Annotated in this window: 24 protein-coding genes and 1 pseudogene; 11 read left to right on the forward strand and 14 right to left on the reverse strand. The window is 42.9% G+C overall.

The features are described 5' to 3' along the window. Positions 1-23: 23 nt before the first annotated feature. The 4 genes from F995_RS10115 to F995_RS10130 form a co-directional block, all read right to left on the reverse strand. A complete protein-coding gene (locus F995_RS10115; protein WP_004646736.1) occupies positions 24-1,175 on the reverse strand; it encodes an IS4-like element ISAbe18 family transposase in 1,152 nt (383 codons plus the stop codon). A 143-nt stretch (positions 1,176-1,318) separates the two neighbouring features. Continuing rightward, the gene (locus tag F995_RS10120) at positions 1,319-2,488 is read right to left on the reverse strand and encodes a ribosomal protein uL16 3-hydroxylase (protein ID WP_004646738.1); all 1,170 of its coding nucleotides are present in this window, start codon (positions 2,486-2,488) and stop codon (positions 1,319-1,321) included. A gap of 29 nt (positions 2,489-2,517) precedes the next feature. Further along, positions 2,518-3,111 carry a Maf family protein gene (locus F995_RS10125; RefSeq protein ID WP_004646739.1) on the reverse strand — a complete coding sequence of 198 codons (594 nt, stop codon included), beginning with the start codon at positions 3,109-3,111 and terminating at the stop codon, positions 2,518-2,520. After that, positions 3,111-3,494: a DUF2237 family protein gene (locus F995_RS10130; protein WP_004279857.1), complete on the reverse strand. Its 384-nt coding sequence runs from the start codon at positions 3,492-3,494 to the stop codon at positions 3,111-3,113. Before F995_RS10130 ends, F995_RS10125 begins: the two co-directional genes overlap by 1 nt. Before the next feature lie 139 nt (positions 3,495-3,633). Here F995_RS10130 and F995_RS10135 point away from each other — a divergent pair, with 139 nt between their 5' ends. The 4 genes from F995_RS10135 (at position 3,634) to F995_RS10150 (ending at position 7,351) form a co-directional block, all read left to right on the forward strand. Further along, positions 3,634-4,821: a phosphoglycerate kinase gene (locus tag F995_RS10135; protein ID WP_004646740.1), complete on the forward strand. Its 1,188-nt coding sequence runs from the start codon at positions 3,634-3,636 to the stop codon at positions 4,819-4,821. A 154-nt stretch (positions 4,822-4,975) separates the two neighbouring features. Continuing rightward, positions 4,976-5,254 (forward strand): hypothetical protein, encoded by a 279-nt coding sequence (locus tag F995_RS10140; RefSeq protein WP_004646741.1) that lies wholly within the window; start codon positions 4,976-4,978, stop codon positions 5,252-5,254. A 119-nt stretch (positions 5,255-5,373) separates the two neighbouring features. Then, a complete protein-coding gene (fba, locus tag F995_RS10145; protein WP_004279853.1) occupies positions 5,374-6,411 on the forward strand; it encodes a class II fructose-bisphosphate aldolase in 1,038 nt (345 codons plus the stop codon). An 85-nt stretch (positions 6,412-6,496) separates the two neighbouring features. Continuing rightward, positions 6,497-7,351: an EamA family transporter gene (locus F995_RS10150; protein WP_004646742.1), complete on the forward strand. Its 855-nt coding sequence runs from the start codon at positions 6,497-6,499 to the stop codon at positions 7,349-7,351. Here the strand turns inward: F995_RS10150 and F995_RS17000 are convergent. Both F995_RS17000 and nfsB read right to left on the reverse strand, forming a co-directional pair. After that, a complete protein-coding gene (locus F995_RS17000) occupies positions 7,314-7,541 on the reverse strand; it encodes a hypothetical protein (protein WP_004646744.1) in 228 nt (75 codons plus the stop codon). The genes F995_RS10150 and F995_RS17000 overlap by 38 nt on opposite strands. Positions 7,542-7,647: 106 nt before the next feature. After that, positions 7,648-8,301 carry an oxygen-insensitive NAD(P)H nitroreductase gene (gene nfsB / locus F995_RS10155; protein WP_004646745.1) on the reverse strand — a complete coding sequence of 218 codons (654 nt, stop codon included), beginning with the start codon at positions 8,299-8,301 and terminating at the stop codon, positions 7,648-7,650. Between the two features lie 243 nt (positions 8,302-8,544). On the opposite strand from nfsB, the pseudogene hpaI reads away from it, so the two are divergent. Both hpaI and F995_RS10170 read left to right on the forward strand, forming a co-directional pair. Then, a pseudogene (gene hpaI / locus F995_RS10160) lies at positions 8,545-9,334 on the forward strand (4-hydroxy-2-oxoheptanedioate aldolase). A gap of 681 nt (positions 9,335-10,015) precedes the next feature. Next, a complete protein-coding gene (locus tag F995_RS10170) occupies positions 10,016-10,234 on the forward strand; it encodes a hypothetical protein (RefSeq protein WP_004279847.1) in 219 nt (72 codons plus the stop codon). A gap of 28 nt (positions 10,235-10,262) precedes the next feature. On the opposite strand, the gene F995_RS10175 is transcribed toward F995_RS10170, so the two are convergent. Then, on the reverse strand, positions 10,263-10,982 hold the full coding sequence (locus tag F995_RS10175; RefSeq protein ID WP_004646748.1) for a UDP-2,3-diacylglucosamine diphosphatase: 720 nt from the start codon (positions 10,980-10,982) through the stop codon (positions 10,263-10,265). Positions 10,983-11,093: 111 nt separating this feature from the next. Beyond that, positions 11,094-11,603, reverse strand: a complete 510-nt coding sequence (locus F995_RS10180) for a peptidylprolyl isomerase (protein WP_004279844.1) — start codon at positions 11,601-11,603, stop codon at positions 11,094-11,096. A 464-nt stretch (positions 11,604-12,067) separates the two neighbouring features. On the opposite strand from F995_RS10180, the gene F995_RS10185 reads away from it, so the two are divergent. From F995_RS10185 to F995_RS10195, 3 genes are all read left to right on the forward strand, one after another. Next, on the forward strand, positions 12,068-12,769 hold the full coding sequence (locus tag F995_RS10185) for an IS1 family transposase (protein WP_004646344.1): 702 nt from the start codon (positions 12,068-12,070) through the stop codon (positions 12,767-12,769). Positions 12,770-12,820: 51 nt separating this feature from the next. Further along, positions 12,821-14,548 (forward strand): glutamine--tRNA ligase/YqeY domain fusion protein, encoded by a 1,728-nt coding sequence (locus tag F995_RS10190; protein WP_004646750.1) that lies wholly within the window; start codon positions 12,821-12,823, stop codon positions 14,546-14,548. Positions 14,549-14,617: 69 nt separating this feature from the next. Then, positions 14,618-15,529 carry a bestrophin family protein gene (locus tag F995_RS10195; protein ID WP_004646751.1) on the forward strand — a complete coding sequence of 304 codons (912 nt, stop codon included), beginning with the start codon at positions 14,618-14,620 and terminating at the stop codon, positions 15,527-15,529. Positions 15,530-15,612: 83 nt separating this feature from the next. Here F995_RS10195 and F995_RS10200 read toward each other — a convergent pair whose 3' ends face one another. From F995_RS10200 to putA, 5 genes are all read right to left on the reverse strand, one after another. After that, a complete protein-coding gene (locus F995_RS10200; protein WP_026055785.1) occupies positions 15,613-16,173 on the reverse strand; it encodes a lecithin retinol acyltransferase family protein in 561 nt (186 codons plus the stop codon). A 392-nt stretch (positions 16,174-16,565) separates the two neighbouring features. After that, positions 16,566-16,790 (reverse strand): hypothetical protein, encoded by a 225-nt coding sequence (locus tag F995_RS10205; protein ID WP_004279838.1) that lies wholly within the window; start codon positions 16,788-16,790, stop codon positions 16,566-16,568. Positions 16,791-16,965: 175 nt separating this feature from the next. Next, positions 16,966-17,730 (reverse strand): IS5 family transposase, encoded by a 765-nt coding sequence (locus tag F995_RS10210; RefSeq protein WP_004645258.1) that lies wholly within the window; start codon positions 17,728-17,730, stop codon positions 16,966-16,968. A 162-nt stretch (positions 17,731-17,892) separates the two neighbouring features. Beyond that, positions 17,893-18,975: a tRNA (uridine(54)-C5)-methyltransferase TrmA gene (gene trmA / locus F995_RS10215; protein ID WP_004646753.1), complete on the reverse strand. Its 1,083-nt coding sequence runs from the start codon at positions 18,973-18,975 to the stop codon at positions 17,893-17,895. Between the two features lie 184 nt (positions 18,976-19,159). After that, positions 19,160-22,915 (reverse strand): trifunctional transcriptional regulator/proline dehydrogenase/L-glutamate gamma-semialdehyde dehydrogenase, encoded by a 3,756-nt coding sequence (putA, locus tag F995_RS10220; protein WP_004646755.1) that lies wholly within the window; start codon positions 22,913-22,915, stop codon positions 19,160-19,162. Positions 22,916-23,033: 118 nt separating this feature from the next. Here putA and F995_RS10225 point away from each other — a divergent pair, with 118 nt between their 5' ends. Further along, positions 23,034-23,528, forward strand: coding sequence for an Lrp/AsnC ligand binding domain-containing protein (locus F995_RS10225; RefSeq protein ID WP_004279833.1), 495 nt, complete (start codon positions 23,034-23,036; stop codon positions 23,526-23,528). A 79-nt stretch (positions 23,529-23,607) separates the two neighbouring features. Here the strand turns inward: F995_RS10225 and putP are convergent, their stop codons facing one another. Then, entirely contained in the window at positions 23,608-25,116 is a 1,509-nt protein-coding gene (putP, locus tag F995_RS10230; protein WP_004646756.1) for a sodium/proline symporter PutP, read from the reverse strand. Between the two features lie 420 nt (positions 25,117-25,536). Between putP and aspA the strand changes: the two genes are divergently transcribed. Continuing rightward, a complete protein-coding gene (gene aspA / locus F995_RS10235; RefSeq protein ID WP_034439543.1) occupies positions 25,537-26,979 on the forward strand; it encodes an aspartate ammonia-lyase in 1,443 nt (480 codons plus the stop codon). Positions 26,980-26,986: the final 7 nt, after the last annotated feature.

The raw sequence follows: 26,986 nt of genomic DNA on the forward strand, positions 1-26,986 counted from the left end.
TGACATTGCTGTCCCACAATTTTTCACAAGAGGAAGCTCATTTGAGCTTCCTCTTGTTTTATGGGTATTTTATCGGGTGAAAATAAAGCTTTTAAAGTTCTTCTTTCAAACAAATTCACTTGAATTATTCTGAGTAAACGTTGAACTGTCCAACCTGTTTTCCCTAAATGTTGAGCGAAACTCACCAATAAATAGGCGATCATCGCAATCCAGATTTGTGTCTGAATTGCGTTCCTGCTGCGGCCTAGAAACGCTTTTAATTTGAGATTCTGCTTAATCGCCTTAAAGAACAGCTCAACTTTCCAACGATCTTTATAAATCGCCGCAATGGTGGAGGCGGCTAAATGAAAGTTATTGCTGAGAAAGCTAAAGTGCTTGCCACTTTGCTGATCTCTATATTCAATTCTTCTTAACACTGGGGCTTTTCTTTTTAGGGCATGTGCGCTATTCAGCTGAATGGTTTCATCTTTTAGAATACCTTTGGATTCAAGCACTGGATGTTGCTGGATCACCTGATACACAGATTTAGGCCTAAAACGTGTGACAAATCCAATGTTTTGAGCAGTCAGATTTGCATACCATTGGTAATCGACATAGCCTTTATCAAAAACTACAATGCTGCCAGCAGGAAACTGGAATTTGCGGCCTTGTACCATGTCATTTTCTTTGCCATTTTCAACTGCAACAAACTCAGGAATATCATTGCTGTGATTCAATCCTATGCTGAGTTTCATGCTGGCTTTTGAGTCGTGAACTTTGGCCCATTCACATAAGGAAAGCGACAGGTCAATATGACTGGCATCCAGGGAATATAATGGATTCTTAAAGCGAAATTTATGGGCTACTTTTGAGTGTTCATAGTATTTAAGCAACTTGTAAAAGAGCTGTTGATACAAGGCAGCAGGCTGCTGCTCATTGATTCGTGCCAGCGTGCTTCGGGGAATAGACTTTGCTCCGAGATGACTTAGCTTTTCCTGTTGGCACTCCAAATTGGATTGAATATCTCTCAGACTTTGTCTACAAGAGAATTGAGACATCAATATGGCAATAAACTGATCCCACCGGGAAGCCGCTCTAAATTTCTGTCCAACATGGTGTACTTTAGCAAGTTGTTCAAAATCCTGTCGCACAACAGGTTTAATTAGCTCATGAAATACGGTATTCTGATGTGACAAAACCTGAATCCTGGTCGTTAAAGTGTTTGTTTGCACTCATATTTTAACTGTTAGGACTCAGGTTTTTTTATTTAAAGCAAACTATGGGACAGCAGTGATCATGTGATCCTCTTTTTATTATCGCTTAACGAGTCGTTAAACGCTTACTCGTCGTCAGCAGGTGGAACCAACATCAACACGGCTTCATTCAATAATGCTGCAACATCTTCCAGAATTTCTTCATCAGCGAAGTCTTCACTGAATAACAGCGCTTCACCATCTGCAAGCTGTTTGAGTTTTGCGGTAAATGTCTCAGAGATGCACACACCCTCACCATTTGCCCAGAACAGAACGTCGCCGTCCGTTTCAGTATAAAGCAGGCGTGACGCAGGTTCGAGCATCAGGCTATAGCCCTGATCGAGTGCTTCTTCCAGATCACCTGTACCGATTTCTTCTGCTTCAGGCAGGTTTTCAGGATATTTAGGTTCGGACATCAAGCTCATGATGGCATCTTCGAGAACATTGGAATTATGCAGTTGCTGCATGATGTGTTCTTTCAGATATTCCAGCTCATTGCTGCTCACTTCACCGATAGCACCGACTTGATCACGGATGATATCCAGCAATGGGTTACGCAGCGTTTCATTTTCAGAGAATTTATCCCCGACACGATCCATCATGTCACTGATATTTGGCATGCGGAAACCGAATGAATAAGTCAGGCAGTCATCTTCAGCCACGCCGTAATGAGCCAGACCAGGCGGCACATAGAGCAAGTCGCCAGGTGCCAGCACTTCATCAAAGTCCACTTCTATTTCAGGCAATAATTTAAGCGGTTGACCCGGAACAAATGGAGTTTCGGTATCACACATTTGCCCAAGCTGCCAGCGACGATGGCCATAGCCTTGTACCAGAAACACATCATAGAAATCGAAATGCTTGCCGACTGAACCGCCTTGCGGTGCATAAGACACCATGATGTCATCGCGACGCCATTGTGGAATAAATGGGAATTTTTTCCAAAGTGCCGACAGGTCAAATGAATAGTGATCTACAGCCTGAACCAAAAGTGTCCAGAGTTTTGGCATTTTCTGAAAATCTGCTTTGAGCAAAGGTGAAGATTTCACGCTCCATTGATTCGGATCACGATCTTTCTGCTTGATGAGACGGGCAGTGACATGTTCTTCAAGCGCAAGTTCCATCACATCATTGGGTTCAAGCAAACTGGCGATTTCAGGCATCGCATTACGCACCAGTAATGGTTTCTTTTGCCAGTATTCGCTAAGGAATTGTTCAGCGGTGATGCCGCCTAAAACGTCTAAAGGTTGAGACATAGATTACAGCCTGAATTTAAAGAGAGAGATTAAGGAACTAAAATTTTTAATTCACGAAGAATATTGCATAGCTTGATCATCGGCATACCCATCAGTGTGGTCTGGTCTTGCCCGGTCATTTCTTCAAACAGGCTAATTCCTAAGCTTTCACATTTGAAACTGCCAGCACAATGCAGTGGCTGTTCAATCTCGACATAGCGCTCGATTTCGGCCTGAGAAAGTTTACGAAACTTGACTTTATAGTGTTCGACCAGACTTTGTTCAAAACCCGTCGATTGTTGCTGTACACTGAGCGCCGTACTGAAATAGACAATCTTGTCCGAGTTAGCTTGGAGCTGGCGAATGGCTTTTTCAGTCGTTAACGGTTTACCGATAAAAATATCCGGTGCACCTTCACGCCATGCCACCTGATCCGAGCCGATCACAATCGCTTCAGGATTCTGTTCGGCAATATATCTGGCTTTCTCGAAAGCTAGTCGTTGTGCCAGATCATCTGCGTGATTTTCCCCGCGAGGAGATTCATCAATATCCGGTACCATGGAAATATAATCAATATGCAGACGATCCATCAGCGCTTTGCGGGTTTGACTGGATGATGCCAAAATAATCTGTACAGAATTCATTAGACAGCATATTCCTCAAGAATATTTAACGGCACATAAGCCAGAACAGCTTTGTGACAGGCTTGCAGCTTGATTGGAGGTGCTTGACCTGCTTCATAGGCTTCGACCCAGCGCGTTACGCAGATACACCAGAAATCGCCAGGTTGCAGGCCGGGGAAATCCAGTTCAGGCAAAGGCGTAATCAGGTCATTACCGACTTTTTGAGAAAAATTCAGAAATTCTGAAGTCATTTGCGCGCAAACCGTGTGCTGGCCCAGATCAGTGGTCGCAGTATGGCAAAAGCCATTGCGGAAATAACCGGTAATCGGATCGAAGCAACAGCTGGACAAAGGCTCACCTAACACGTTCAAACGGTTAAGATTTGGATCAGGATGTATCGACATAGGGACTGAATCTAAAAGAGGCTTTTTTCTATCATAACAAAACTTTGGCATTCATAATGTTTTCTGCAAAAGATGCTAACCTTTTTCTGCATAATCATTTAAAATCGCCTGGTTTTAATATCTATAAAGTGAGCTCTACATGAACTTTCAGCGTATGACTGACCTCGATTTAGCAGGTAAACGTGTTCTGATCCGTGAAGATTTAAACGTTCCTGTTAAAAATGGTGTGATCACCAGCGATGCGCGTCTTCGTGCAGCATTGCCAACGATTAAAGCAGCATTAGAAAAAGGCGCTGCAGTCATGGTGTATTCTCATCTGGGTCGTCCGGTTGAAGGTGAGCCTAAGGCTGAACAGTCACTTGCTCCTGTAGCGGCTTACTTGACTGAAGCTTTGGGCCAAGAAGTGAAACTGTTCACTGACTATTTAGATGGCGTTGATGTTCAGCCAGGTCAGGTGGTTCTGCTTGAAAACTGCCGTTTTAACGTCGGCGAGAAGAAAAACAATCCTGAACTTGCAGCAAAATATGCAGCACTTTGCGACGTATTTGTAATGGATGCCTTTGGTACAGCGCACCGTGCAGAAGCATCTACTGAAGGCGTAGCGCGTTTAGCGAAAGTTGCAGCAGCAGGTCCTTTACTGGCAGCTGAACTGGATGCACTTGGCCGTGCACTGCAAACGCCAGAAAAGCCAATGGTGGCGATTGTTGCGGGTTCTAAAGTCTCTACCAAGCTGGATGTTTTAACCTCACTTTCTGATATCTGTGATCAATTGATCGTGGGTGGTGGTATTGCCAATACTTTCCTTGCTGCAGCAGGCTATAACGTTGGTAAATCACTGTGTGAAAAAGACCTGATCGATACAGCAAAAGCCATTGCTGCAAAAGTATCAGTGCCACTTCCTACTGACGTTGTGGTTGCAGATGCCTCTGAAATCAACTTTGAGGATTTCCTGGGTTCATTGGCTGCTGCGAAAGCAACGGTGAAAAACGTTGCCGATGTTGCTGACAACGACATGATTCTGGATGTAGGTCCGGAAACTGCGAAAGCATTTGCAGAAATTCTGAAAACCTCTAAAACCATTCTTTGGAATGGCCCGGTTGGCGTATTTGAAGTCGATCAATTCGGTGAAGGGACTAAAACTTTATCTTTAGCAATTGCTGAATCGGAAGGTTTCTCGATCGCGGGTGGTGGGGACACACTTGCTGCGATTGATAAATATGAAGTGGCTGACAAAATTGGTTATATCTCGACGGGTGGCGGTGCATTCCTTGAATTCGTTGAAGGTAAAACTCTTCCTGCAGTTGCGGTACTATTAGAACGTGCTTAATTGCATGTCCTAAGCTAAAAAGCTGGCCCAGTGCCAGCTTTTTTTATGTCATTTTTTTGACAGTGAAAACTTACCCTTCATGGCTTCGTCATTAAAATGCAATAAATCTGTCATAAGATGCAGTAATTAAATCACCAAATGACGAGAATACGTGATGAAGAAACAGTTAACTATCGCAGTATTATTAGCAGCTTCTCTGGCACTGACTGCATGTGCAAAACAGGAAAGCACACCAGAAGCTGAAGCAGAAAGCTCGGCAGCAGTGGCGGATCAGGCGGTGACTCCAGAACAGCAAGCTGCCATTGATGCCATTGATCAGCCAATTCTAGACGAAAAAAATACCGATATCCCGGCTGAAGTTGCCAATGCACCAGCCGATGAAGCAACTGCAGACGAGTCAGTTGCTGCGACTTCAGAGCCTGTAGCACCTTAATCCGGTTGATGTGACACAAAATCCCTGCAAATGCAGGGATTTTTTTTAAATAGTGTTATTTGTTGCTGAATTGAAACCTTTGAACATGTAGAATATGTGGCATTCACTGGGAGGATATTATGGCTCTTATTTCATTGCGCCAGCTCTTGGATCACGCCGGCGAACATGCTTACGGCGTACCAGCATTTAACGTAAACAACTTAGAACAAATGCGTGCAATTATGCTTGCAGCAGATGCAACCAATTCACCTGTTATCGTACAAGCATCTGCGGGTGCGCGTAAATATGCAGGCGCTCCGTTCTTGCGTCACCTAATTTTGGCTGCAATTGAAGAATGGCCACATATTCCAGTGGTAATGCATCAAGACCACGGTACCAGCCCTGACATTTGTCAACGTTCAATCCAGTTAGGCTTTTCATCAGTAATGATGGACGGTTCACTGGGTGAAGACGGTAAAACACCAACTTCATATGAATATAACGTTGATGTGACTCGCCGTACAGTTCAAATGGCACATGCGTGTGGCGTATCTGTTGAAGGTGAAATCGGTTGTTTGGGTAGCCTTGAAACAGGTATGGCGGGTGAAGAAGATGGCGTAGGCGCAGAAGGCGTACTGGATCATTCTCAACTCCTGACTTCAGTTGAAGAAGCGCGTAGCTTCGTTGCTGATACCAATGTTGATGCGCTTGCAATTGCAGTAGGTACTTCACACGGTGCGTACAAGTTCACGCGTCCACCTACAGGTGATATTCTTGCGATTGACCGCATTAAAGAAATTCACGCAGCACTTCCAAACACACATCTTGTCATGCACGGTTCAAGCTCTGTGCCACAAGAATGGTTGGCAGTGATTAACCAGTATGGCGGCGACATCAAGGAAACTTACGGTGTTCCGGTTGAACAGCTGGTTGAAGCGATCAAACACGGCGTGCGCAAGATTAACATCGATACTGACTTGCGTTTAGCATCTACCGGTGCAATGCGTCGTATGATGGCAGAAAAACCAAGCGAATTCGATCCACGTAAATTCTTCAGCGCAACTGTAGATGCAATGAAGCAAATCTGTATCGATCGTTACGAAGCTTTTGGTACTGCAGGCAATGCAGACAAGATTCGCCCAATCTCTTTAGAGAAAATGGTGTCACACTATAAATAATTCCCAGTGAATCATTTATAAAAAAAGCCCACTGCAAATGTGGGCTTTTTTGTAGACTCATAAATATCAAGAATAAGAGCAGCATATGGAACTGATTTTCGCAGCAGCGCTATGCAGCGTTGCGGTCTCAATATTATTAAAAGTCGCCAAAAATAAGGGCTTGAGTCCGATACACATGATTAGCTGGAACTATATGACAGCTAGTCTCTTGTGTTTTTTCTGGTTTAAGCCTGATATTCAGCATATTTCAATGTCTCAGACGCCTTGGTTGCTTATTCTGGCTCTGGGTATTTTGCTTCCGAGCGTATTTCTGTTTTTGGCCAAGGCTTTGCAAACGGCTGGAATTTTAAAAACCGAAATTGCCCAGCGACTTTCTGTAGTTTTGTCACTGGCTGCAGCCTATTTCATTTTTCAGGAACAGTTTAATCAGCTGAAAATACTTGGGATCGCTTTAGGTATTGGAGCAGTGCTGTGCATCCTGTTTTCACATCGACAAAGTACAGGACAGAGCAGTCAGGGAATGTTGTATCTGGGCTTGGTCTGGGTCGGTTATGCACTGATTGATGTATTGTTGAAATATACAACCAGTCTGGGCCTCCAATTCGCGGTGGCGCTGAATCTAATGTTTGTTTGTGCCCTGATCATTTCGATGGGCTATCTGTTAATCAAATATAAAAGCTTGGGCTCGATGCAGAATATCGGCGCTGGTCTGTTATTGGGTTTCCTGAATTTTGCCAATATTGCTTTCTATGTCAAAGCCCATATGCTGCTTAAGGATTCACCTGCGATCGTCTTTGCTGGCATGAATATTCTGGTGGTGGTATTTGGTGTGATAGCAGGTCTGGTATTCTTTAAAGAACGGCTCAAACCTGCAAGTACTTTAGGATTACTGCTAGGCTTGACTAGTGTGATTTGCCTAGCTTATGCAATGTCTGCTTGACATAAGAGGATGCAAATTCAATCGGATGTCGGAGCAGGTCACCTGCTTCGGCCAGTCCAAGCAATAAACCGGACTGTTGGCAGTCTGGACAGTGCGGATAACGATGCTGTTGCTCTTTATAGTGCTGGAGATAAATTTTATCGCAATGATGGCATTCAAATTTCAGGGATTTGGATGTAAGGAGCGACATAGATGACCTCTATTGTTATTCTATTAGATGTAAATTAAATAAAGCAAAAAATAGGCCCGAATTGACATGGAAAGGGGCGCTTGACCCCTTTTATAGCATAAATTCCTTACAGTTTGGTGAAAATATCTTCAGCGGCAAGACGTGATTTAGGGAGTTTGGCATTGAAATCATTTTCACTGCGATAGCCTAAAGTCAGCAATACAGAAGGGATCAAACCCTGTTCTGCAAGTTGTAATTCTTCACTAATCATCTCTCCGTCAAAGCCGCCAATTGGTGTGGCATCAACCCCTTCAATTCCGGCAGCCAAGAGCATTTGACCGAGTGCAATGAAGGTCTGGTTTTCAGCCCAACGCTGAATATCACCTTTTTCATTACGATAATAATGAATATAACCTGCACGGGTATTTTTCTGACCTTCTTTGGCTGATTCATCTTTAAAACGGCCACTGAGATCATCGCGGTTCAATAAGTTTTCTAGATGCAACTCATTAATGTCGGCTTTGGTGCAGAATAAAATGGTATGTGAAGAATCCAGAACTTTGGGTGCATTGTAGGCATAAGTACCAACCAAGGCTTTGGCAATGCGCTGTTTGGCGGCATCATGATCGGCAATAAAAAAATGCCAAGGCTGAATATTGATCGAAGAGGGTGCCAGACGCAAAATTTCTAACAAGCGTTCAAACTGTTCTGCTGGGATTTTCTTGCTAGGATCATAGGCTTTAGTGGTATAGCGGGTCTGTGTGATCTTGAGTAAATCCATCAATGGACTCCAATCTTTTTAAATAAACAGCGAGTAGAAGTTTTAAATATATACATTTTTCACATCCCCTGATTATTACAATAAAAAAGCATCAGGCAAAGCCTGTTTTGAGATGATCTTGAGCTGGATTCAAGCAAAACTTAGAGTTAAATCAGATTAAAATCCAGTTTTTGTCTATTGGCACTTTTAAGCGAGAAGCGTTTAATAAGAGGCATCGCCAGCAACATGCAAATAGGTTAGCGGATGCAAGTGACCAATTACTTTAAACACAAACTGAAAACCCAGCAGCAAATCGGCTTATGGATTGGCAGATGCCTATGGAACCGAGATTGCGGCAAATGCAGGTTATGACTGGCTGCTGATTGATGGTGAGCATGCACCCAGTGATTTGAGAACGACTTTGTCGCAACTGCAAAGTATTGCTGCTTATCCCTCGCAAGCAGTAGTACGACCACCCATTGGTAGCGTACAACTGATCAAGCAACTCCTTGATATCGGTGCACAAACGCTGTTGATTCCGATGGTAGAAACCGTGGAACAGGCCGAACTCATGGTCAGGGCAGTCCGTTATCCGCCTGAAGGAATTCGTGGCGTTGGTGCTGCACTGGCACGTGCCACCCGCTGGAACAGCATTCCAAATTATTATCAGACGGCACATGAAGAAATCTGTTTATTAATCCAGATTGAATCGGTCACAGGACTTGAAAATCTGGATGCTATTCTTCAGATCGACGGGATTGATGGCGTGTTTATTGGCGCCGTTGATCTATCTGCCACTATGGGTTATCAAGGTGATCCGAATCATCCTGAAGTACAAAAAGCTGTAATTGATGCAATCCAGCGGATTCGTTCTGCAGGCAAAGCTGCAGGAATTCTGTCAACCCAGCATGAAGTGACGCAAAAATATATCGAACTTGGCACTGAGTTTGTAGCAGTGGGCGTAGATACCAGTATTTTGATGAATTCCTTGCGTGATCTATTGGGGAAATATAAAAAGGATATCAATGTGATTAATCCGACTAGCGGTTATTAATCAACAAGAGATTCTGAATGAATAGCTTGCTTAGATTTTTAGTTTATTTTTAACCGGAAATTCTTTAGATGAGCTATTCATTCAGCCATAAGAAAATCATAATGAACCTTCAAGATGCAGAACAATTTTTACAAGAACAGCAGAACATCTTAGAGAACCAACGTCAGCAAAAAACTAGACGAGTGCAACAAGCCTTTTTTATGATTCACGTACTGTTTGTAGCCTTAAATGCTATTCTCTTGATCCTAAATTATCAAAAGACGGGAGAGTGGAACTTGCTGTACCTCGGGCTGAGTTTCATGTCTCTAATATTGATTTTAAGGTATTTAAAGACAGGTTTTGTTTATCAACGGAAATGAAGTAACGTTAAAATGAATTTTAGATCATAAAAATCAAAAGCCTAATAATTAACAAAGCATGAAAAAAGTTCTTAAAAATCCCATTCTATTGTCATTACAATGTAATTTTGCTTTTGCTGGATAAATAGCTTACACTGGCTGCACTTCAAGCAAGTACTGTTCTTGCTTCTATTATTATTTTAAGCTGATTGTGATGTACTTTTTAGTTCAAGTATTTGAACTCAAATAAGATCTACTAACCATAGAACTATTATGTAAACTAGGTTGTTATTAATCTCTCTCCATATAGTCACAAAAAGCTCATATCGTGTGAGTAAATATTTTGATCAAAATCAATGAATGGCATATTGCCACTGCCGCTGATGGCAATGAAATTAACGTGAAACTGGTTCCATTAAAGCGCAAGCAAAATACAATGGACGGTTTTATCTGGGTTGAGGTCGGTAAAATGATTCAATTGCCAACGGGTGAGGAATTTCAGTTCAATCTCGATGGTAAAAGTTTCTATACTGGGGTAAACCAGCTTTATCGTCTGTGTTAAGCAGATCAATATCGTAAAAAGTGGCTGATTAATATCGCCACTTTTTTAGTTTCAGGGTATCAAAACTTTGATCTTCCTGAATTTCCAGAATCTCTGCACTGTCTTCTTTCCAGTCGCCTAGTACAATTCTTCTTTTCTGGGCTAACTGATGAATGGCTGCGCGATGCGTATGACCATGGATTAGTACATCTACATCCTGTAATGCCAGCTCAACTGCATGTGGGTTGACGTCCATCACTTCATAGCTTTTAAACTGTTGTGCCTGATGGCTTTGTTGACGAAAGCGGTTGGCTAGTCTGGTTCGAAATGAGAGAGGGGTTTTTCTTAAGAAGCCAAGTAGCCAGGGATGACGAATAATCTTTTTAAAACGCTGATAGGAGACGTCATCGGTACATAGGGCATCGCCATGTTCCAGGCGAAAATGTGTTCCGGCAATGATTAGCTGATCGATTTCGGGAAGAAGCTGCCCGCCAAATCGAGCTAAAAATTTACTTCCTAAGACAAAATCCCGGTTGCCGGCCTGAAAATAGACTTGATTCCCAGCCTGAGTAAACTGTTTTAATGCAGTGACAATTTCGTCCAGCCATGGAGAGGTATAGTCATCACCAATCCAGGCATTGAACCAGTCACCCAGAATATACAATTGGGTATTTTGATTTTGATATTCAGTTAATAAATCTAAAAACCCCCGAACAAGTCGAGGGTGATCAGGTGACAAATGTAAATCTGAGATAAACAGATAGGTCACGAATCTTTTCCTTTTATTCCTCTCTAGATCCCTCATTCATATGAGGGATTTTCCATTACACTGTTTTAAAGTGTTGCTTTAAAACTCATAAAAGAACGGAGAGGACGTTTTTTATTCAGAAATGATTTTTGCAGATTCGATTACTACGTTTTCTAGAGGAACGTCAGCGTGGTAGCCACGGTTGCCAGTACGTACGTTTTTGATTTCGTTCACAACGTCCATACCTTCAACGACTTTACCAAATACGGCATAACCCCAACCTTGAGCAGTTTTGCCAGAGTGGTTAAGGAATGAGTTGTTTTTCACGTTAATGAAGAACTGAGCAGAAGCAGAGTGCGGTGCCTGAGTACGCGCCATTGCAATCGTACCTTCGTCATTGGTCAAGCCGTTGTCTGCTTCGTTTTCGATTGCATCACGTGTTGCTTTTTCTTTGAAGTTTTCATCCATGCCGCCGCCTTGGATCATGAAACCATCAATAACACGGTGGAAAATTACGCCGTCATAAAAACCGTCACGTACGTATTCTAAAAAGTTAGCTACGGTTTTAGGTGCTTTTTCAGCATTGAGTTCTAGAACAATACGACCTTTATTGGTGTTTAATTCGACTTGAGGAAAACTCATTGTGTAATCTCCTGATCATGGACGAGTGCCATGGTTTTTTCTGAATGAGTGAAGCATAAGCAAACTACATTCGACAAGGCAAGTAAAAACATTATTTTCTTTGTTAAAAGCATAAAAATAATACCTTATTTATACGTTGATTTATCAAGGCATTTCAGATATTGCCCTATCAGGTACCCTATTTTGAATTGGCGTAAATTAATGATTTTACTGCTTGTACAAGCACTGATATTTTAGTTTCAGGCAACTCGCCGTATTTTCATTTTTTAAAATGGGTGAATTGAAATCAAATACCATAGTTAGCGGTTGAGAGATTATTCACCTCTAGTTAAACTAAGGAACTTTGATAATGAATATGCGTACAACCTGTGCGATTAAATATTCGTTAATCCCTTTTTAACTTTAGGGTGGTGTTTCAAAAAGTATGCTGAAAAAAACAATATGGCTTTTGATAAAATAGAGGTATGAAAATAACGCTACAAATCAAATGTCCTACCTGTCTAAGTAACAATATAAAGAGAAATGGCATCAAAGTAGATGGGAAACAAAACCATCAATGCAAAGATTGCAAACGTCAGTTTATTGGTGATCATGCATTAAGCTATCAAGGATGTAACTCAGGTATTACCGGCAAGATATTACATTTAATGGTCAGAGGAAGCGGTGTAAGAGATATTGCTGAAGTCGAGCGTATCAGCATTGGCAAGGTATTACGAACCTTAAGTGAATCGATCTATCAGATTCAGCCTAAACAAAGCCACTACGAATGTCTTGAAGTCGATGAACTTTGGACTTTTGTAGGGAATAAGAAAAATAAACAATGGCTTATTTATGCCTACCATCGAGAATCTGGAGAAGTTGTTGCTTATGTTTGGGGTAAGCGGGATTTAGCAACGGTTCAACGTCTTAAAGCTAGACTTAAAAAGCTTGGGGTTCAATATGCTGGAATTGCGAGTGATCACTGGGATAGTTTTATCACAACATTTCAATGTTGCAAGCAAGTGATCGGTAAGTTTTTTACCGTCGGTATTGAAGGTAACAACTGTAGAATTCGTCATCGAATCAGGCGTGGATTTAGGAGAAGTTGCAACTTTTCTAAAAAGCTCGAAAATCATTTTAAAGCCTTTGATTTGACTTTCTTTTACCTTAATAACGGATTTGTTTAACGCCAGCATACTTTTTGAAACACCACCAACTTTAGAAGTGAATGATTGATCATGAAGCCAAATGATGTTGTGACATCTCTGCCCGAGAACCTGACCCAAAAGAACAATGCAGTCGATTCAGTGCAGCAGCAAGAACAACAACCGGGCTTGGACTTTGTACGTCAGGTCATTACCGATGATTTAGCCGCTGGTCGTACTCAACAGGTGGTGACGCGTTTTCCGCCTGAGCCGAATGGCTATTTACATATTGGCCATGTGAAAGCAATTTGCTTGAACTTCGGAATTGCTGAAGAATTTAAAGGTGTGTGTAACCTGCGTTTTGACGATACCAACCCGGATGCCGAAGAGCAGGAATATGTGGATGGTATTGCCAATGATGTGAAATGGCTGGGTTTCCAATGGGAAGGCGAGCCGCGTTATGCATCAAGCTATTTCGATCAACTTTATACCTGGGCAGTTCAGCTGATTGAGCAGGGCGATGCCTATGTGGATTTGCAAAGCCCTGAAGAGATCCGTTTAAACCGCGGTAATTTCGTTGAGCCAGGCAAGAACTCGCCACAACGCGATGCAACGGTTGCAGAAAACCTGGAGCGTTTTGAGAAAATGCGCAGCGGTGAATATGCAGAAGGTCAGGCTGTATTACGTGCCAAGATTGATATGACTTCACCGAACGTGCATATGCGTGATCCGATTCTGTATCGTATCCTGCATTCTGAACACCATCAGACTGGCGATAAATGGAAAATTTATCCAATGTATGACTATGCGCATCCATTGTCTGATGCGATTGAAGGCATTACGCATTCACTCTGTACCCTGGAATTCCAGGATCATCGTCCGTTCTATGATTGGGTAGTGGCAAAAGTTAAATCACCATCCGTGCCACGTCAGTATGAATCGAGCCGTTTGAATGTGGACTATACCATCACCTCGAAACGTAAATTACGTAAACTGGTGGAAGGTAGCTATGTTCAGGGCTGGGATGACCCACGTATGCCAACTGTAGTCGGTATGCGTCGTCGTGGTTTCACACCTGAAGGTCTACGTGATTTCTGTCAACGTGTCGGTGTATCGAAAGTTGATGGAAGTATTGTCGATGTAGCTATGCTGGAATACTGTATTCGCCAGTCTCTGGAAAATACTGCCGCTCGTGGTATGGCTGTGTTAAATCCATTAAAAGTGACTTTAACCAACTTGCCAGCCGATATGGACCTGACCCATTCACGTCATCCGAATGTCGATATGGGCGAGCGCGTTATTCCATTGACGACTGAGCTGTATATTGACCGTAAAGACTTTGAAGAAGAGCCACCAAAAGGCTTTAAACGTCTGATTCCAGGAGGTGAAGTTCGTTTACGTCATGCCTATGTCATCAAATGTGACGAAGTCATTAAAGATGAAAATGGTGAAGTGGTTGAGCTGAAATGTTCGATTGATCCTGAAACTTTAGGTAAAAATCCTGAAGGTCGTAAGGTGAAAGGCGTGATTCACTGGGTATCTGCGACAAAAGGCGTTCCTGCGGAAGTGCGTATTTACGACCGTCTGTTTACTGAATCTGATCCTGAGGTGGGCGATGACTTCTTGGCAAACCTGAACCCTGAATCATTGAAGGTAGTTCAGGCCGTGATTGAGCCTGCTTTGGCACAAGCACAACCGGAAGACCGTTTCCAGTTTGAGCGTGAAGGCTATTTTGTGGCTGATCAATATGATCATTCCAGCGAAAAACCGGTATTCAACCGTATTCTGGATCTTAAGGACAGCTTTAAACCAGGCAAATAAGCTGGTTTAAGTCAGAATGTAAAAAGCCCAACTCTGGTTGGGCTTTTTCAATACAGCAGGGAAAATTGCATGATTGTGCGTGATAAGAATAATAGTTTGGGCTTACTGTTTGCCTGGCAGGGAACGATTCTGCCCAAGGTGCTGCCCGCATTGGTTTTGGTGGTTTTTATTTCCGCTTTACTAGTGTATTTGAGTCAGGCGCATTTCGTGAGCCTTCCTGCTGTCCCGGCAATTGGCTTTACCATTTTTGGTGTCATTCTTTCGATCTTTCTGAGTTTTAGAAATACGGCCTGCTATGATCGCTGGTGGGAAGGGCGCAAGCTTTGGGGTGCGTTGATTGCAACCACGCGTCATTTATGCCGTGACAGCCATGTGCTAGATGATCAAATCCGTGAAGTTTTGCTATATCGCATGATGCTGTTTACCCATCTATTACGTGATCGGCTGAGACAGCAAACGCCCAGTATTCAGGCTTATGAAGCCACTGCCGGTTTTGAACCCAAGTCATTTGAGCAATTGCCCATGCAAATCAATCCATCCCAATGGGTGCTGGAACAGATGCAAAAAGAGCTGGTGCAGCAATATAAGCAGGGCAAGATCAGCGATATTATTTATAATAACCTGAATCAGCACACTGTGGCTTTGGGAGATATTCAGGCTGGTTGTGACCGGATTTTGTCCACGCCATTACCATTTTCTTATTCGGTATTGTTACATCGTGCGGTTTATTCTTTTTGCTTTATCCTGCCTTTCAGTTTGCAGGCAAATTTAGGCCTGTGGACACCAATTCTGGTTGGATTGATTGCCTATATGCTACTCGGGCTGGATGAACTCAGTGCGGAACTGGAAGAGCCCTTTGGCTTGCAGGACAACGATCTGCCGCTAGATTCAATTGTGCGACTGGTCGAGCGGGAAACCCTAAGTTCTTTAGGTAAAGCACTACCTGAGGCAATTCAAGCCAGAAAAGGCTATTTGACTTGATTCCTTATCAACATCATCAAAATGTAAAACACGAACTTAAAATTTCTTGCTCACAAAAAATCATCGGCAGGCTGAGCTTTAAATTAACGATGTTTAAGATTGGTCAGGTCTGACACTTTGGTTTTAGCCTGATCTTGCAATTCACGGTATTGTTGCAAACGCAGATTGGCTTTATCTCTGAGTTTTTTCTTGATGTACAGCGCCAATGCGAAACTGGTCGTGGTCAGGGTCAGGAACATGCTGTTCATAAAACTCATCATCGAGCTGATATAACCAATCGTGGTCAGGCGATTCATCATATAAATTACTTGCGGGCTACTTTCCACACCGGTAATCGCCCAGGTACACAAATGTTCGCAATTATTAATAATCAGATGATAGTTGTTTTCATGCATTCTGGACCGCATGCGGCGCACCACTTTACGACCTTTATATTTTGCCGAGTCATAATGTTGCATATGAATTGGTTTGCCATGACTGAATTTTTCAATAGAAGTTATTTCAATCGGGCGTTTCTTGAATAAATGCGCAAAGCCGGAATAATGAATGACACGACCACGTCCGGCGTAAATCCCATGATGGGTATAACCGAAATGTTTAACCATAAGATGTGCGCCTATGGGAAACCGTTTAGTCTGTTGCATATCAGAATTAAGCCATTTAAAAAAGCATTGTCGTTTAATAGGAAGTGTACTGTGTTTTGCTAAATTAATCGATGCCTTGCCTGAGTTTCAGATCAGAATTGAAGAGTTATTAAGCCAAGTTTTAAAGGAGCTAGAAGAGAGCAGAATTTAGAACATATTCTTCTGATAAAGGTTTTAAATAGCCTAAGCAAGTACTAAAATTTCTGCAAAATCACAAGCATGGATCAAGGAAGTCATTCAACATTTTCTGCCTGATCCCTGAAGCTTTTAAAGTTGAAGTTAATAAACTATGCTGAAATAGAGAAGACCAAACCCTTAAACTAAACTTTCAAGCATAAAAAAAGCACCTGACTACGCAAGTGCTTTCTTTATACGACTGTAACCTTGGCCGATTACTGCAATGGCAAGTGCTGAAGTTCATTCAGTTCTTTGCGGCTATAGCCGCGAGATACAAGAACCTTTTTAATTCCGATGATGATTTCTTCATCAGTAGCTTTAGAAAGTGCTTCAAGAAGCTGTTCATTTGTCTTGCAAGAGCAATCATTTTCAACACAAGCAATTTGATTCTTGTGTTCATTGTGTTGTTCATGAGAAAACAACTTTTGCCAAAAACTCATAGAGCCTTCATACAACAACCTAACATAGAGTGAAATATAGCCAATTAAATAAATAAAGCAATAGGACCTATGTGATAAAAGCAGCAGTCAGGCTAGAAAATTTCCGATTGAAGCCTAAAGGTCTAACGATATTTCTTGCTGTACAAGTCAATATTTATTAGGGTCTGTTGACATTTCAAGTATAGAATTTACCCGATAAAGGTAGCCAAATAAATATACAAGCTAATGCAACTGCCCCCTCATAGCTACACTTTAGCTTATCATATCGTGTTGCTATTCCTCTGAACTGCTTTAACCTACAAAATGCATTCTCAACTAAGTGTCTGATTTTATATAAATACCAATCCATATGATCATTATTTGACTGAGTATTTGATTTTCTTGGAATATTCGCTTTAGTTTTTTTCGCAGATATTTGTTCTCTTAATGATTCAGAGTCATATCCTTTGTCTGCACAACATACTTCCGTTTCACTCAAATCAAGTTTTTCAATCATTTTGGGAGCAATCTTGACATCATGTATCGTTCCATCGGAGATAATAATTTCGATTGGATTGCCATCCGCATCAACAGCTAAGTGTATTTTAGAACTATTTCCACCAATGCTTTTAGAAATATCCTGATCTTTTATTCCAGCAGAATGTTGGTGTGCCCGAACATGACTACCATCAATAAAAACCCATTCCATATCAGCACTTGAAGAAATTAATTTAAATATTTTCATTAACTTATCATTTTTACACCAACGATTATATTTTTTAAAGATTGAGTTATACGAACCAAATTCTTTAGGCAAATCACGCCATGGGCAGCCTGTTCTTATTCTATAAAGTATTGCTTCGACAAAATTTCTCAAATTAGATTTGAAATAGATATCAAAATTTCGGAAAATAGAAAGTAACTTAGACCAGTGTTGATCATTCAGCATTGTACGAGGCATAGCGAGAAGTAAATTTAGTTTGGCGATTAAATTTTACTTTCTCGCTATTTTTTTGAACAGTAAATGTCAACAGACCCTATTAAATACATGATTTATAGTATAAAAAATGGAGCTTCAAAAAGCTCCATTTTTGTAACAATATAATAAATTGAAACAAATTCTTTATACTTTTTCCAACAATACACCCGTTTCAACATGATGTGTATACGGGAACTGGTCAAACATGGCGAACTTGCTGATTCTATGCGTTTGAGACAACTGTTTCAGATTGTCATATAAGGTATCTGGATTACAAGAAATGTAAATAATACGCTGGAAACGCTGTAACAGTTTCAGCGTTTCATCATCAATACCAGCACGCGGTGGATCGACAAATACCGTATCAAAATCATAAGTCGAAATGTCAATTTGTGCTTCCTGCAAACGACGGAAAACACGTTCGCCATTATAGGCTTGAGTGAATTCTTCGGCAGACAGACGCGCAACCTGAATATTTTCAATCTGGTTCTGCTCAATATTCCACTCAGCTGCATAAACTGAAGATTTGGCTAATTCAGTGGCCAAAACACGGCGGAATTTGGTCGAAAGCGGCAGGGTAAAGTTCCCATTGCCACAGTAGAGTTCCAGCAAATCTTTATCTGATTGTTCCGCTGCATCACATGCCCATTCCAGCATTTTTTGACAAACTTGTGCATTGGGCTGGGTGAAGCTGCTTTCGATCTGCTTATATTTATAGTGACGATCAAAAACAGACAGTTCTTCCACCACATATTCATCAGTCAGGACGAATTTCTGGCCACGGCTTCGGCCAATCAGTTTAATATTCAGTTTTTCCGCCAGTGCTTTTGCTGCAGGTTCCCAGCTTTCATCCAGCTTGCGGTGATAAATCAGGGAAACTAGGACTTGGCCACTTAAAGTCGCCAGAAAATGGACTTCAAATAGACGATGACCCAGATTGGCATCTGCCTTGAATGCTTCAAGTAATTGTGGCATCAAGTCATTAATGCTGCGGTCTGCAATTGGAAATTCATCAATACGAATGACTTTTTTATTGTTGTTCTCGTCACGTTCGAACATGGCATAAAACAGATCATCTTCAGTATGCCAGATCCGGAATTCAGCACGCATGCGGAAATATTTTTCAGGAGACTGGAATACTTCTAAAGCAGGTGGTTGATATTCGGCAAACTGAGCGCTGATGCGTTCAATTTTGGCTTCAAGTTGTTGCTGATAAGATGAAGTCATATGCAGTAAGAAATCGCAAATATTTTAAAGCGCAAATGGTAGCAAAAAATTGCCGATCTGCCTAAGCCTATTGTAGTCAAGCCGCTTTAAAAGCTGCATAAAAAAGACCAAACCTTCTGAGGAGAGAGGTTTGGCCATAAAGAGGAAAGATTTAAGCTAAAAATGCTGAGATGATTGGACTGATTTAGAGATTATCCATCGTCATCAAGCTGGCATTGCCGCCTGCCGCCGCCGTATTGATACTGATCGCGCGTTCAATCACAAATCGCTCGACCGGAATATCATAGTTGCCCGAACTTAAATGGGTGATACCAATAATTGGACCTTGGCGTGTTGCAATGCGTTTCTGCAAGTCAATCAGTTCAGTAGTGTCACCATGATGCAGGACGGCCTCAAATACACCTGTTTCAATATCCCGGACCACTTTAAATTGCTTGCTAACCGCGGCTGGCATGGTTGGTAAATATTTCAGAATAAAAGTATTGTTTGCCAGTACCGCAGGACGACTGCCAACCGATAAAATCGCCAGAATTTGCTGAATCTGGTCTTGATCCCTATGTGCTAACGAGAGAACGCTTTCACGTGGCAAGATCATGTATTGATTTTCCTCGCCAGTTGGGCCTTGCAGGCTAAAGCTTTGACCAGTCGCAATTTGCATAGGCGCTTTTAAAGATAAAGTTGGGAAAGTTTTAGCTACCCAGGCTTTAAACTCCTGAACAAGTTTATGTTCAACAAGTGCTGGCTCAGCTTGAGCTGCATAAGGCTGAGCCAGTTTTTTCTCGGATACTTGATGCATTAAACGATAGATATACAACGGGCCACCCGCTTTCGGGCCGGTGCCGGACAGACCTTCACCACCAAAAGGCTGGACGCCCACGACCGCACCAACGATATTGCGGTTGATATACAGGTTGCCGACTTCCGCTCGTGCAATCACGGTTTGCATGGTTTCATCAATACGCGTGTGCAAGCCCATGGTCAGGCCATAACCCTTGCTGTTGATCTGATCTAACAACTGTTCCAGTTCGCCATATTTATAGCTGATCAGATGCAGTACCGGGCCAAACACTTCACGTTCCAGATCATCCAGATTTGGAAGTTCAATCAGGGTTGGTGCAATGAATGTTCCTGGAGTTAATTCAGTCTGGTCCTGATTAAACATCAACTGATGAACTGTATGACCTTTGCTGCGCATCTGCTCGATATGCTTTTGGATATTTTGCTGGGCTTCTGCATCAATCACTGGACCAATATCGGTTTTCAGCAAGACCGGATTGCCAACGCGCAACTGTTGCATCGCACCTTTGAGCATGCTGCGTACGGCCTCCAGATTATCTTCCTGAACACAGAGGACACGCAGGGCAGAACAGCGCTGACCGGCACTGTCATAGGCAGAGCTCACAACATCCAACACCACCTGTTCAGTCAATGCAGATGAATCCACAATCATGGCATTTTGACCACCAGTTTCAGCAATCAGGGTGACGCTTTCTCCAAACTGGTTTATTCGTTCTGCCACGGTTTTTTGTAGAATTTGGGCGACCTCGGTGGAACCGGTAAACATGATGCCCTGAATACGTGGATCTGCACTGAGCTGTGCACCAATGGTTTCACCACGGCCCGGCAATAGCTGTAACACATCCTGCGGAATGCCGGCTTCCCATAAAATCTGTACGGCTTGTGCTGCAATGAGCGGTGTTTGTTCAGCCGGTTTGGCAATCACGGTATTGCCAGCGACCAGCGCTGCTGAAATCTGACCGGTAAAAATCGCCAGCGGGAAGTTCCATGGACTGATACATAGTACAGTACCTAAAGGCTGGATCTGTACATTGTCACTGAGATCCAAAACTTGAGCTGCATAGTAACGCAAGAAATCTACCGCCTCACGTACTTCGGCAATCGCATTGGCATAGGTTTTACCTGCTTCGCGAGAAAGAAGAACCATGAGCGGAAGCAAACGCTGTTCCATCAGTTCTGCGGCTTTATTCAGGCAGGCAGCACGCTCATTTTTTGGCAGATTGGCCCAGAAACTTTGTGCATTAACTGCTTGAGTGAGTGCAATTTCAGCCTGTTCAGAAGTTGCTTCATAGACTGTGCCGACCACATCCTGATGGTGTGCTGGATTGATCACTGGAACTGCATGGGGCGTATCCACGCTGCTAAATGCCGTTCCCATAGCAGCTGACTGAAATTGCGTATTTGCCAGACTGGATGCGACTTCATTTAAAATACTGAGTTCAGCATCATTGGCCAAATCGAGTCCTGAAGAGTTCAATCGTTCATCGGCATAAAGATCTTGCGGATAGGGAATATGCGGATGCTTGGCACCCAATACGCTTTCCTGTTTTGACGCCTTTAAAATGGTTTGCTGTGGATTTTCAATCAAATCTTCAATTTTCAAGGTTTTGTCAGCAATACGATTGACGAAGGAGGTATTGGCACCATTTTCCAGTAAGCGGCGCACCAGATAAGCCAGCAAGGTTTCATGATTGCCGACTGGCGCATAGATCCGGCATGGTACACCGAGTTTATTTTTCGATGGATCGCCCACGACATTTTCATACAGTGGTTCGCCCATGCCATGCAGACATTGGAACTCATATTGGCCGGCATAATACTGCTCAGGTTGTGCCAGCTGATAGATCGTCGCTACCGTTTGTGCATTGTGAGTGGCAAATTGTGGGTAGATATAATCCGGTTCAGCCAACAGCTTACGCGCACAAGCAATATAAGACAGATCCGTATGCACCTTACGAGTAAATACCGGATAATCTGACATTCCATCAATTTGGGCTTTCTTGATTTCGCTGTCCCAATATGCGCCTTTGACCAGACGAATCATCAAGCGTTTCTGGCTGCGCTTCGCCAGATCAATGATGTAATCCACTACATAGAAGCAGCGTTTCTGATAGGCCTGAATCACAAAGCCAATGCCTTTCCAGTCCTGTAATTGTGGTTCAAAACACAGGCGTTCTAACAGTTCAAGTGAAATCTCAAGGCGATCACTTTCTTCAGCATCGATATTTAAACCAATATTGTATTGCTTGGCCAAGACCGCGAGTTTCAGTACTTTTGCATAGAGCTCATCATGCACGCGATCCATTTGCGAACGCTGATAACGGGGGTGCAGCGCAGAGAGTTTGATAGAAATGCCAGGCCCGTCATAAACATCCTTATCCTGCGAAGATTGACCAATGGCATGAATGGCTTGCTGATAATCCTGATAATAACGTTCAGCATCCGGATCGGTCAGTGCTGCTTCACCCAGCATGTCATAGGAATAGCGAAAGCCTTTTTCTTCCAACGGTTCGGCATTTTTCAGGGCTTCATCAATGGTTTCACCCGTGACAAACTGCTCGCCCATCATGCGCATGGCAACATCGACAGCCTTACGGATAATCCCGCGGCCACTGCGTGCCAAAAGACCGGTCAATAAGCTAGACAGGCTTTTTTGCTGTGGGGTTTCCATCAGCTTGCCGGTCAGCATCAGTCCCCAGGCTGCTGCATTCACAAACATCAATTGGCTCTGGCCCAAATGTTCTTTCCAGTTACCTTGATTGATTTTGTCACGGATCAGCAAGTCACGTGTGGCTTTGTCCGGAATCCGCAGTAAGGCTTCTGCCAGACACATCAGGGCAATGCCTTCCTGAGAAGATAAAGAAAATTCCTGCAATAAGCCTTGGACAATACCGGCTTTCCCAGTGGAACTTTTGCGTTCACGTAAGGAATGTGCGAGATCAAAGGCAAGCGCCTGAATCTTGTCACTCATCTCGGAAGAAATTTCACTATGGGCCAATAACTCTTCGACGCATTCAGTTTCTGCACGACGCCATACCGTATTAATACGTTCTTCGTATTGGTTTTTGTGTTTAAATTCAGCAATATAATTTGAGTGCTGGGCTGAATCTAAAATTGAATCTGGGCGGAGAGTGGTTGGCATAGTGACTTCCTGTACTGCGTCAATCAGTTCTTTGAGGTGAATGAGTTTTAATCTATAATCACAGAATATTTGACGAATATCTCACTATAGTTTTCGCTTTTTTTAGAGAATAATTCTAATGCCAAGTCCTTATTTGAACCTTGACCGTATAGATATTCGTATACTGGGTTTATTGCAATCCGATGCCAAGCTATCCAATATCAAACTGGCTGAACTGGTCAATTTGTCGCCTACAGCAGCCTTGGCGCGTGTACAAAAGCTGACCCGGGAAGGTTTTATTGTGGGCTATGAAGCGCGCCTCAATCCAGTCATGTTGAATAATGGTTTTGTGGTCTTTGTTGAAATTTTATTGGATAAAACCACGCCGAATGTTTTAGATGAATTTTCCCATGCTGTGCGGCAGATTCCTGAAATTATCGAGTGTCATATGATCAGTGGCGGGTTTGATTTCGTGGTAAAAATCCGCTGTGCCAATATGGATGAGTTCCGGAAAATCTCTGGTCAGATCTTGTGGCAATTGCCCGGAATTAAAGAAACGCGCAGTTATCCGGTGATGGAAGTGATTAAAGAAAGTCAGCAGATCCATCTGAAAATGCCGGGAAAAGCCAAGTAATTTTCAAGAACTTCATTTGTGAATCTAAGAAACATAAAAGGGACGATTAAGTCCCTTTTATGTGCAAGAAAAAAGGTGATTATTTTTTCATTTCTGCCATTTCTTTTTGATACTCGGCTTTAGCCATTTCAAAGCGTTTGACCACATCAGCACTCGGTGCTTTATCCAGCAGGCTGACGATGATAATGCTGAGGGTGGCCAGAATAAAGCCTGGAATGATCTCATACAGACCGGTATCACCCATATAATTTTTCCAGACAATTACAGTCATGGCACCAACCACCATACCCACAATTGCGCCGTTGAGGGTCATTCGTTTCCAGAATAGCGACAAGATAATCAGCGGGCCAAATGCAGCACCAAAGCCCGCCCAGGCATAAGCCACCAGACCCAAAACCTTACTGTTCGGATTAATCGCCAGTGAAATGGCAATTAGGGCAATCACCAAGACCATGCCGCGACCGACCCAGATCAGTTCTTTTTGTGAAGCATTTTTACGCAGGAAACTCTTATATAAATCTTCGGTCAGGGTGGTTGAGCAGACCAGAAGCTGACAGCTCAAGGTGCTCATAATTGCCGCCAAGATAGCAGCCAGAATGATTCCGGCAATCCATGGATTAAACAGGATTTTGGTCAACTCCATAAATACCGTTTCAGGGTTTTGATTCACCACCGAAGCCAATGCGGGATTGACACTGAAGTAGGCAATACCGATATAACCGGCAGCCACTGCACCGCCTAGGCATAGAATCATCCAGGTCATGCCAATACGGCGTGCAGCAGGAATGGTTTTGACCGAATCTGCTGCCATAAAACGCACCAGAATATGCGGCTGACCAAAATAACCCAAGCCCCAAGCCAGACTGGAAATAATCGCAACGGTGCTTAAACCTTCAAGCATGCTTGAAGCATGTGGGCGAGCCGATTCAAGGATGACACTCACTTGCTGGCTGTTGTCGCCCAGAGCCAAGAAGGTAATGATCGGAGTCAGCAATAAGGCAAAAATCATCAAACCGGCTTGGAATGTATCTGTCCAGCTGATCGCCAAAAAGCCACCAATACAAACATAAAGAATCGTCGCCATCGCACCAATCACAAGCGCTGTGGTGTAATCCCAGCCAAACAGGCTTTCAAACAGTCGTGCACCTGCGACCATGCCTGAGGCACAATAAATTGCAAAGAACACCAGAATCACCAAGGCAGACAAGACCCGTAAAATACGTTTACGATCGGAAAAACGGCTAGTGAAATAATCCGGCAAGGTTAGAGCATTGTTCTGATATTCAGTATGGGCGCGCAGTCGACCTGCCACGAGTAACCAGTTCAGCCATGCACCGATAATCAAACCGATCGCAATCCAGACTTCTGACAGACCAGACAAGTAAATGGCTCCTGGAAGACCCATCAACAGCCAGCCACTCATATCCGATGCGCCCGCCGAAAGTGCAGTGACGACACTGCCCAGACTCCGTCCACCTAGAATATATTCGTCAAAATTGGAGGTGGCACGATAAGCATATAAACCGATTGCAATCATGGCGATAATATAAAACATGAAAGTAATCAGGGTGGGGTTTAAAGAAGTCATGGGCAGGTCATCCTGTAAATATGGAAATCATCGTCCAAGATGATTTTTGTACTGAGATTGCAAGGAGGTGATTCAAGCATGGTTTAAAAATTACACTCTGTAACAATTACACAGCTTTTATGTATACCTATTGTAAATAGAGTAGTAATTCACTGAAATTGAATTAGGAATAACTTGAGCGGATAAAAGGCAATACGACGTCGAATTCAGGGGAAAAGTGGAAATTTTGAATAAATAATGAAAATATTTGAATCTTAGCCAATTGCTTACACAATCTTACAAAACTCACAGCTTTAGCGTATTGGTAATAAATCGTAGCAAATCTAGGTTAAAGTCTTCCTATTAGGCCTGTATTTGTTTGCTCATATTAATGTCACACCAAATACGGTGCATCGCCAAGAGTATTTTTTAGTGGACAATATGCTTCAAATCGAACCGACCCGCATTGAACGTGATTTATTGGGGGAAAAACAAATCCCGTTGCATAGCTATTATGGGATTCATACCTTACGTGCCATCGAAAATTTTAAGATTTCTGGATTGGCGGTGGGGCAACAAACGCACTTTATTCGTGCTTTGGCCCAAGTGAAAAAAGCTTCGGCACAAGCCAATCTGCACTTTCAAAAATTGTCCGAGCAGACCAGTACTGCCATTCAGAAAGCTTGTGATGAATTGATTCAGCATCCGGAAGCGTGGCAAACGGCATTTCCACTCGATCCTTATCAGGGCGGTGCCGGAACCTCCATCAATATGAATACCAATGAGGTGATTGCCAATATTGCCCTAGAAATGTCGGGCCATCAGAAAGGTGATTATCACATTCTGCATCCGAATGATCACGTCAATACCTCGCAATCGACCAATGATGTCTATCCAACGGCTTTGCGTCTGGCGACCTATAGCAGTCTGGATGAGTTATTGAGCGTGCTTAAAGCATTGATTGACTGTATCGATCATAAAGCTGCCGAATTTGAATATGTCATCAAGATGGGACGTACCCAGTTACAAGATGCCGTGCCGATGACCATGGAACAGGAATTCCGGGCATTTGCCACCTTATTAAAAGAAGACCTGAAGCTGATTGGACAGATGCGACAGTTATTGCTGGAAGTCAATTTAGGCGCCACCGCCATTGGGACCGGGGTGAATACACCGCCGGGCTATGCCAAGCGGGTGGTGGAAATCTTGGCGCACCTGACAGGTTTACCTTTAAAAGGTGCAGCAGATTATGTCGAGGCGACCAGCGATTGTGGCGTCTTTATTATCTTGTCGAGCAGTTTAAAACGTCTGGCAGTGAAATTGTCCAAAATCTGTAATGACTTGCGCTTGCTCAGCTCGGGGCCGCGTACAGGGTTAGCTGAAATTCGCTTACCTGAGTTACAGGCAGGTTCTTCGATCATGCCGGCAAAAATCAATCCGGTAATTCCAGAAGTTGTGAATCAGATTGCATTCCGGGTGATTGGTAATGACTTAACCATTACTATGGCTGCGGAAGCCGGGCAGTTACAATTGAATGTCATGGAACCTGTGATTGCCGTGGCGATGAATGAATCAATTCAATTATTGACCCAAGGCATGCAAACCCTGAATCAGAAATGTATTGCTGGTATTCAGGCCAATGAACAGATTTGCTTAAGTTCCGTCATGCGCAGTGTCGGGATTGTGACCTTGCTTGAACCGATTCTGGGACATGCCAAGTGTGATGAAATCGGCAAACAATGTATGTGGGAAAATAAAACCGTGCCACAGGTGGTATTAGAGTTAGGCTTATTGAGTGAAGCGCAATTAGAAGAGATTTTTGCATTTGAAAATCTGGTGTCTGAAATACCTGTAGCAGAGAGTCAGCTCGAACAGGTTTCTTGATAGCATA

Source organism: Acinetobacter sp. CIP A162 (assembly GCF_000367905.1).
GTDB classification, from domain to species: domain Bacteria; phylum Pseudomonadota; class Gammaproteobacteria; order Pseudomonadales; family Moraxellaceae; genus Acinetobacter; species Acinetobacter lwoffii.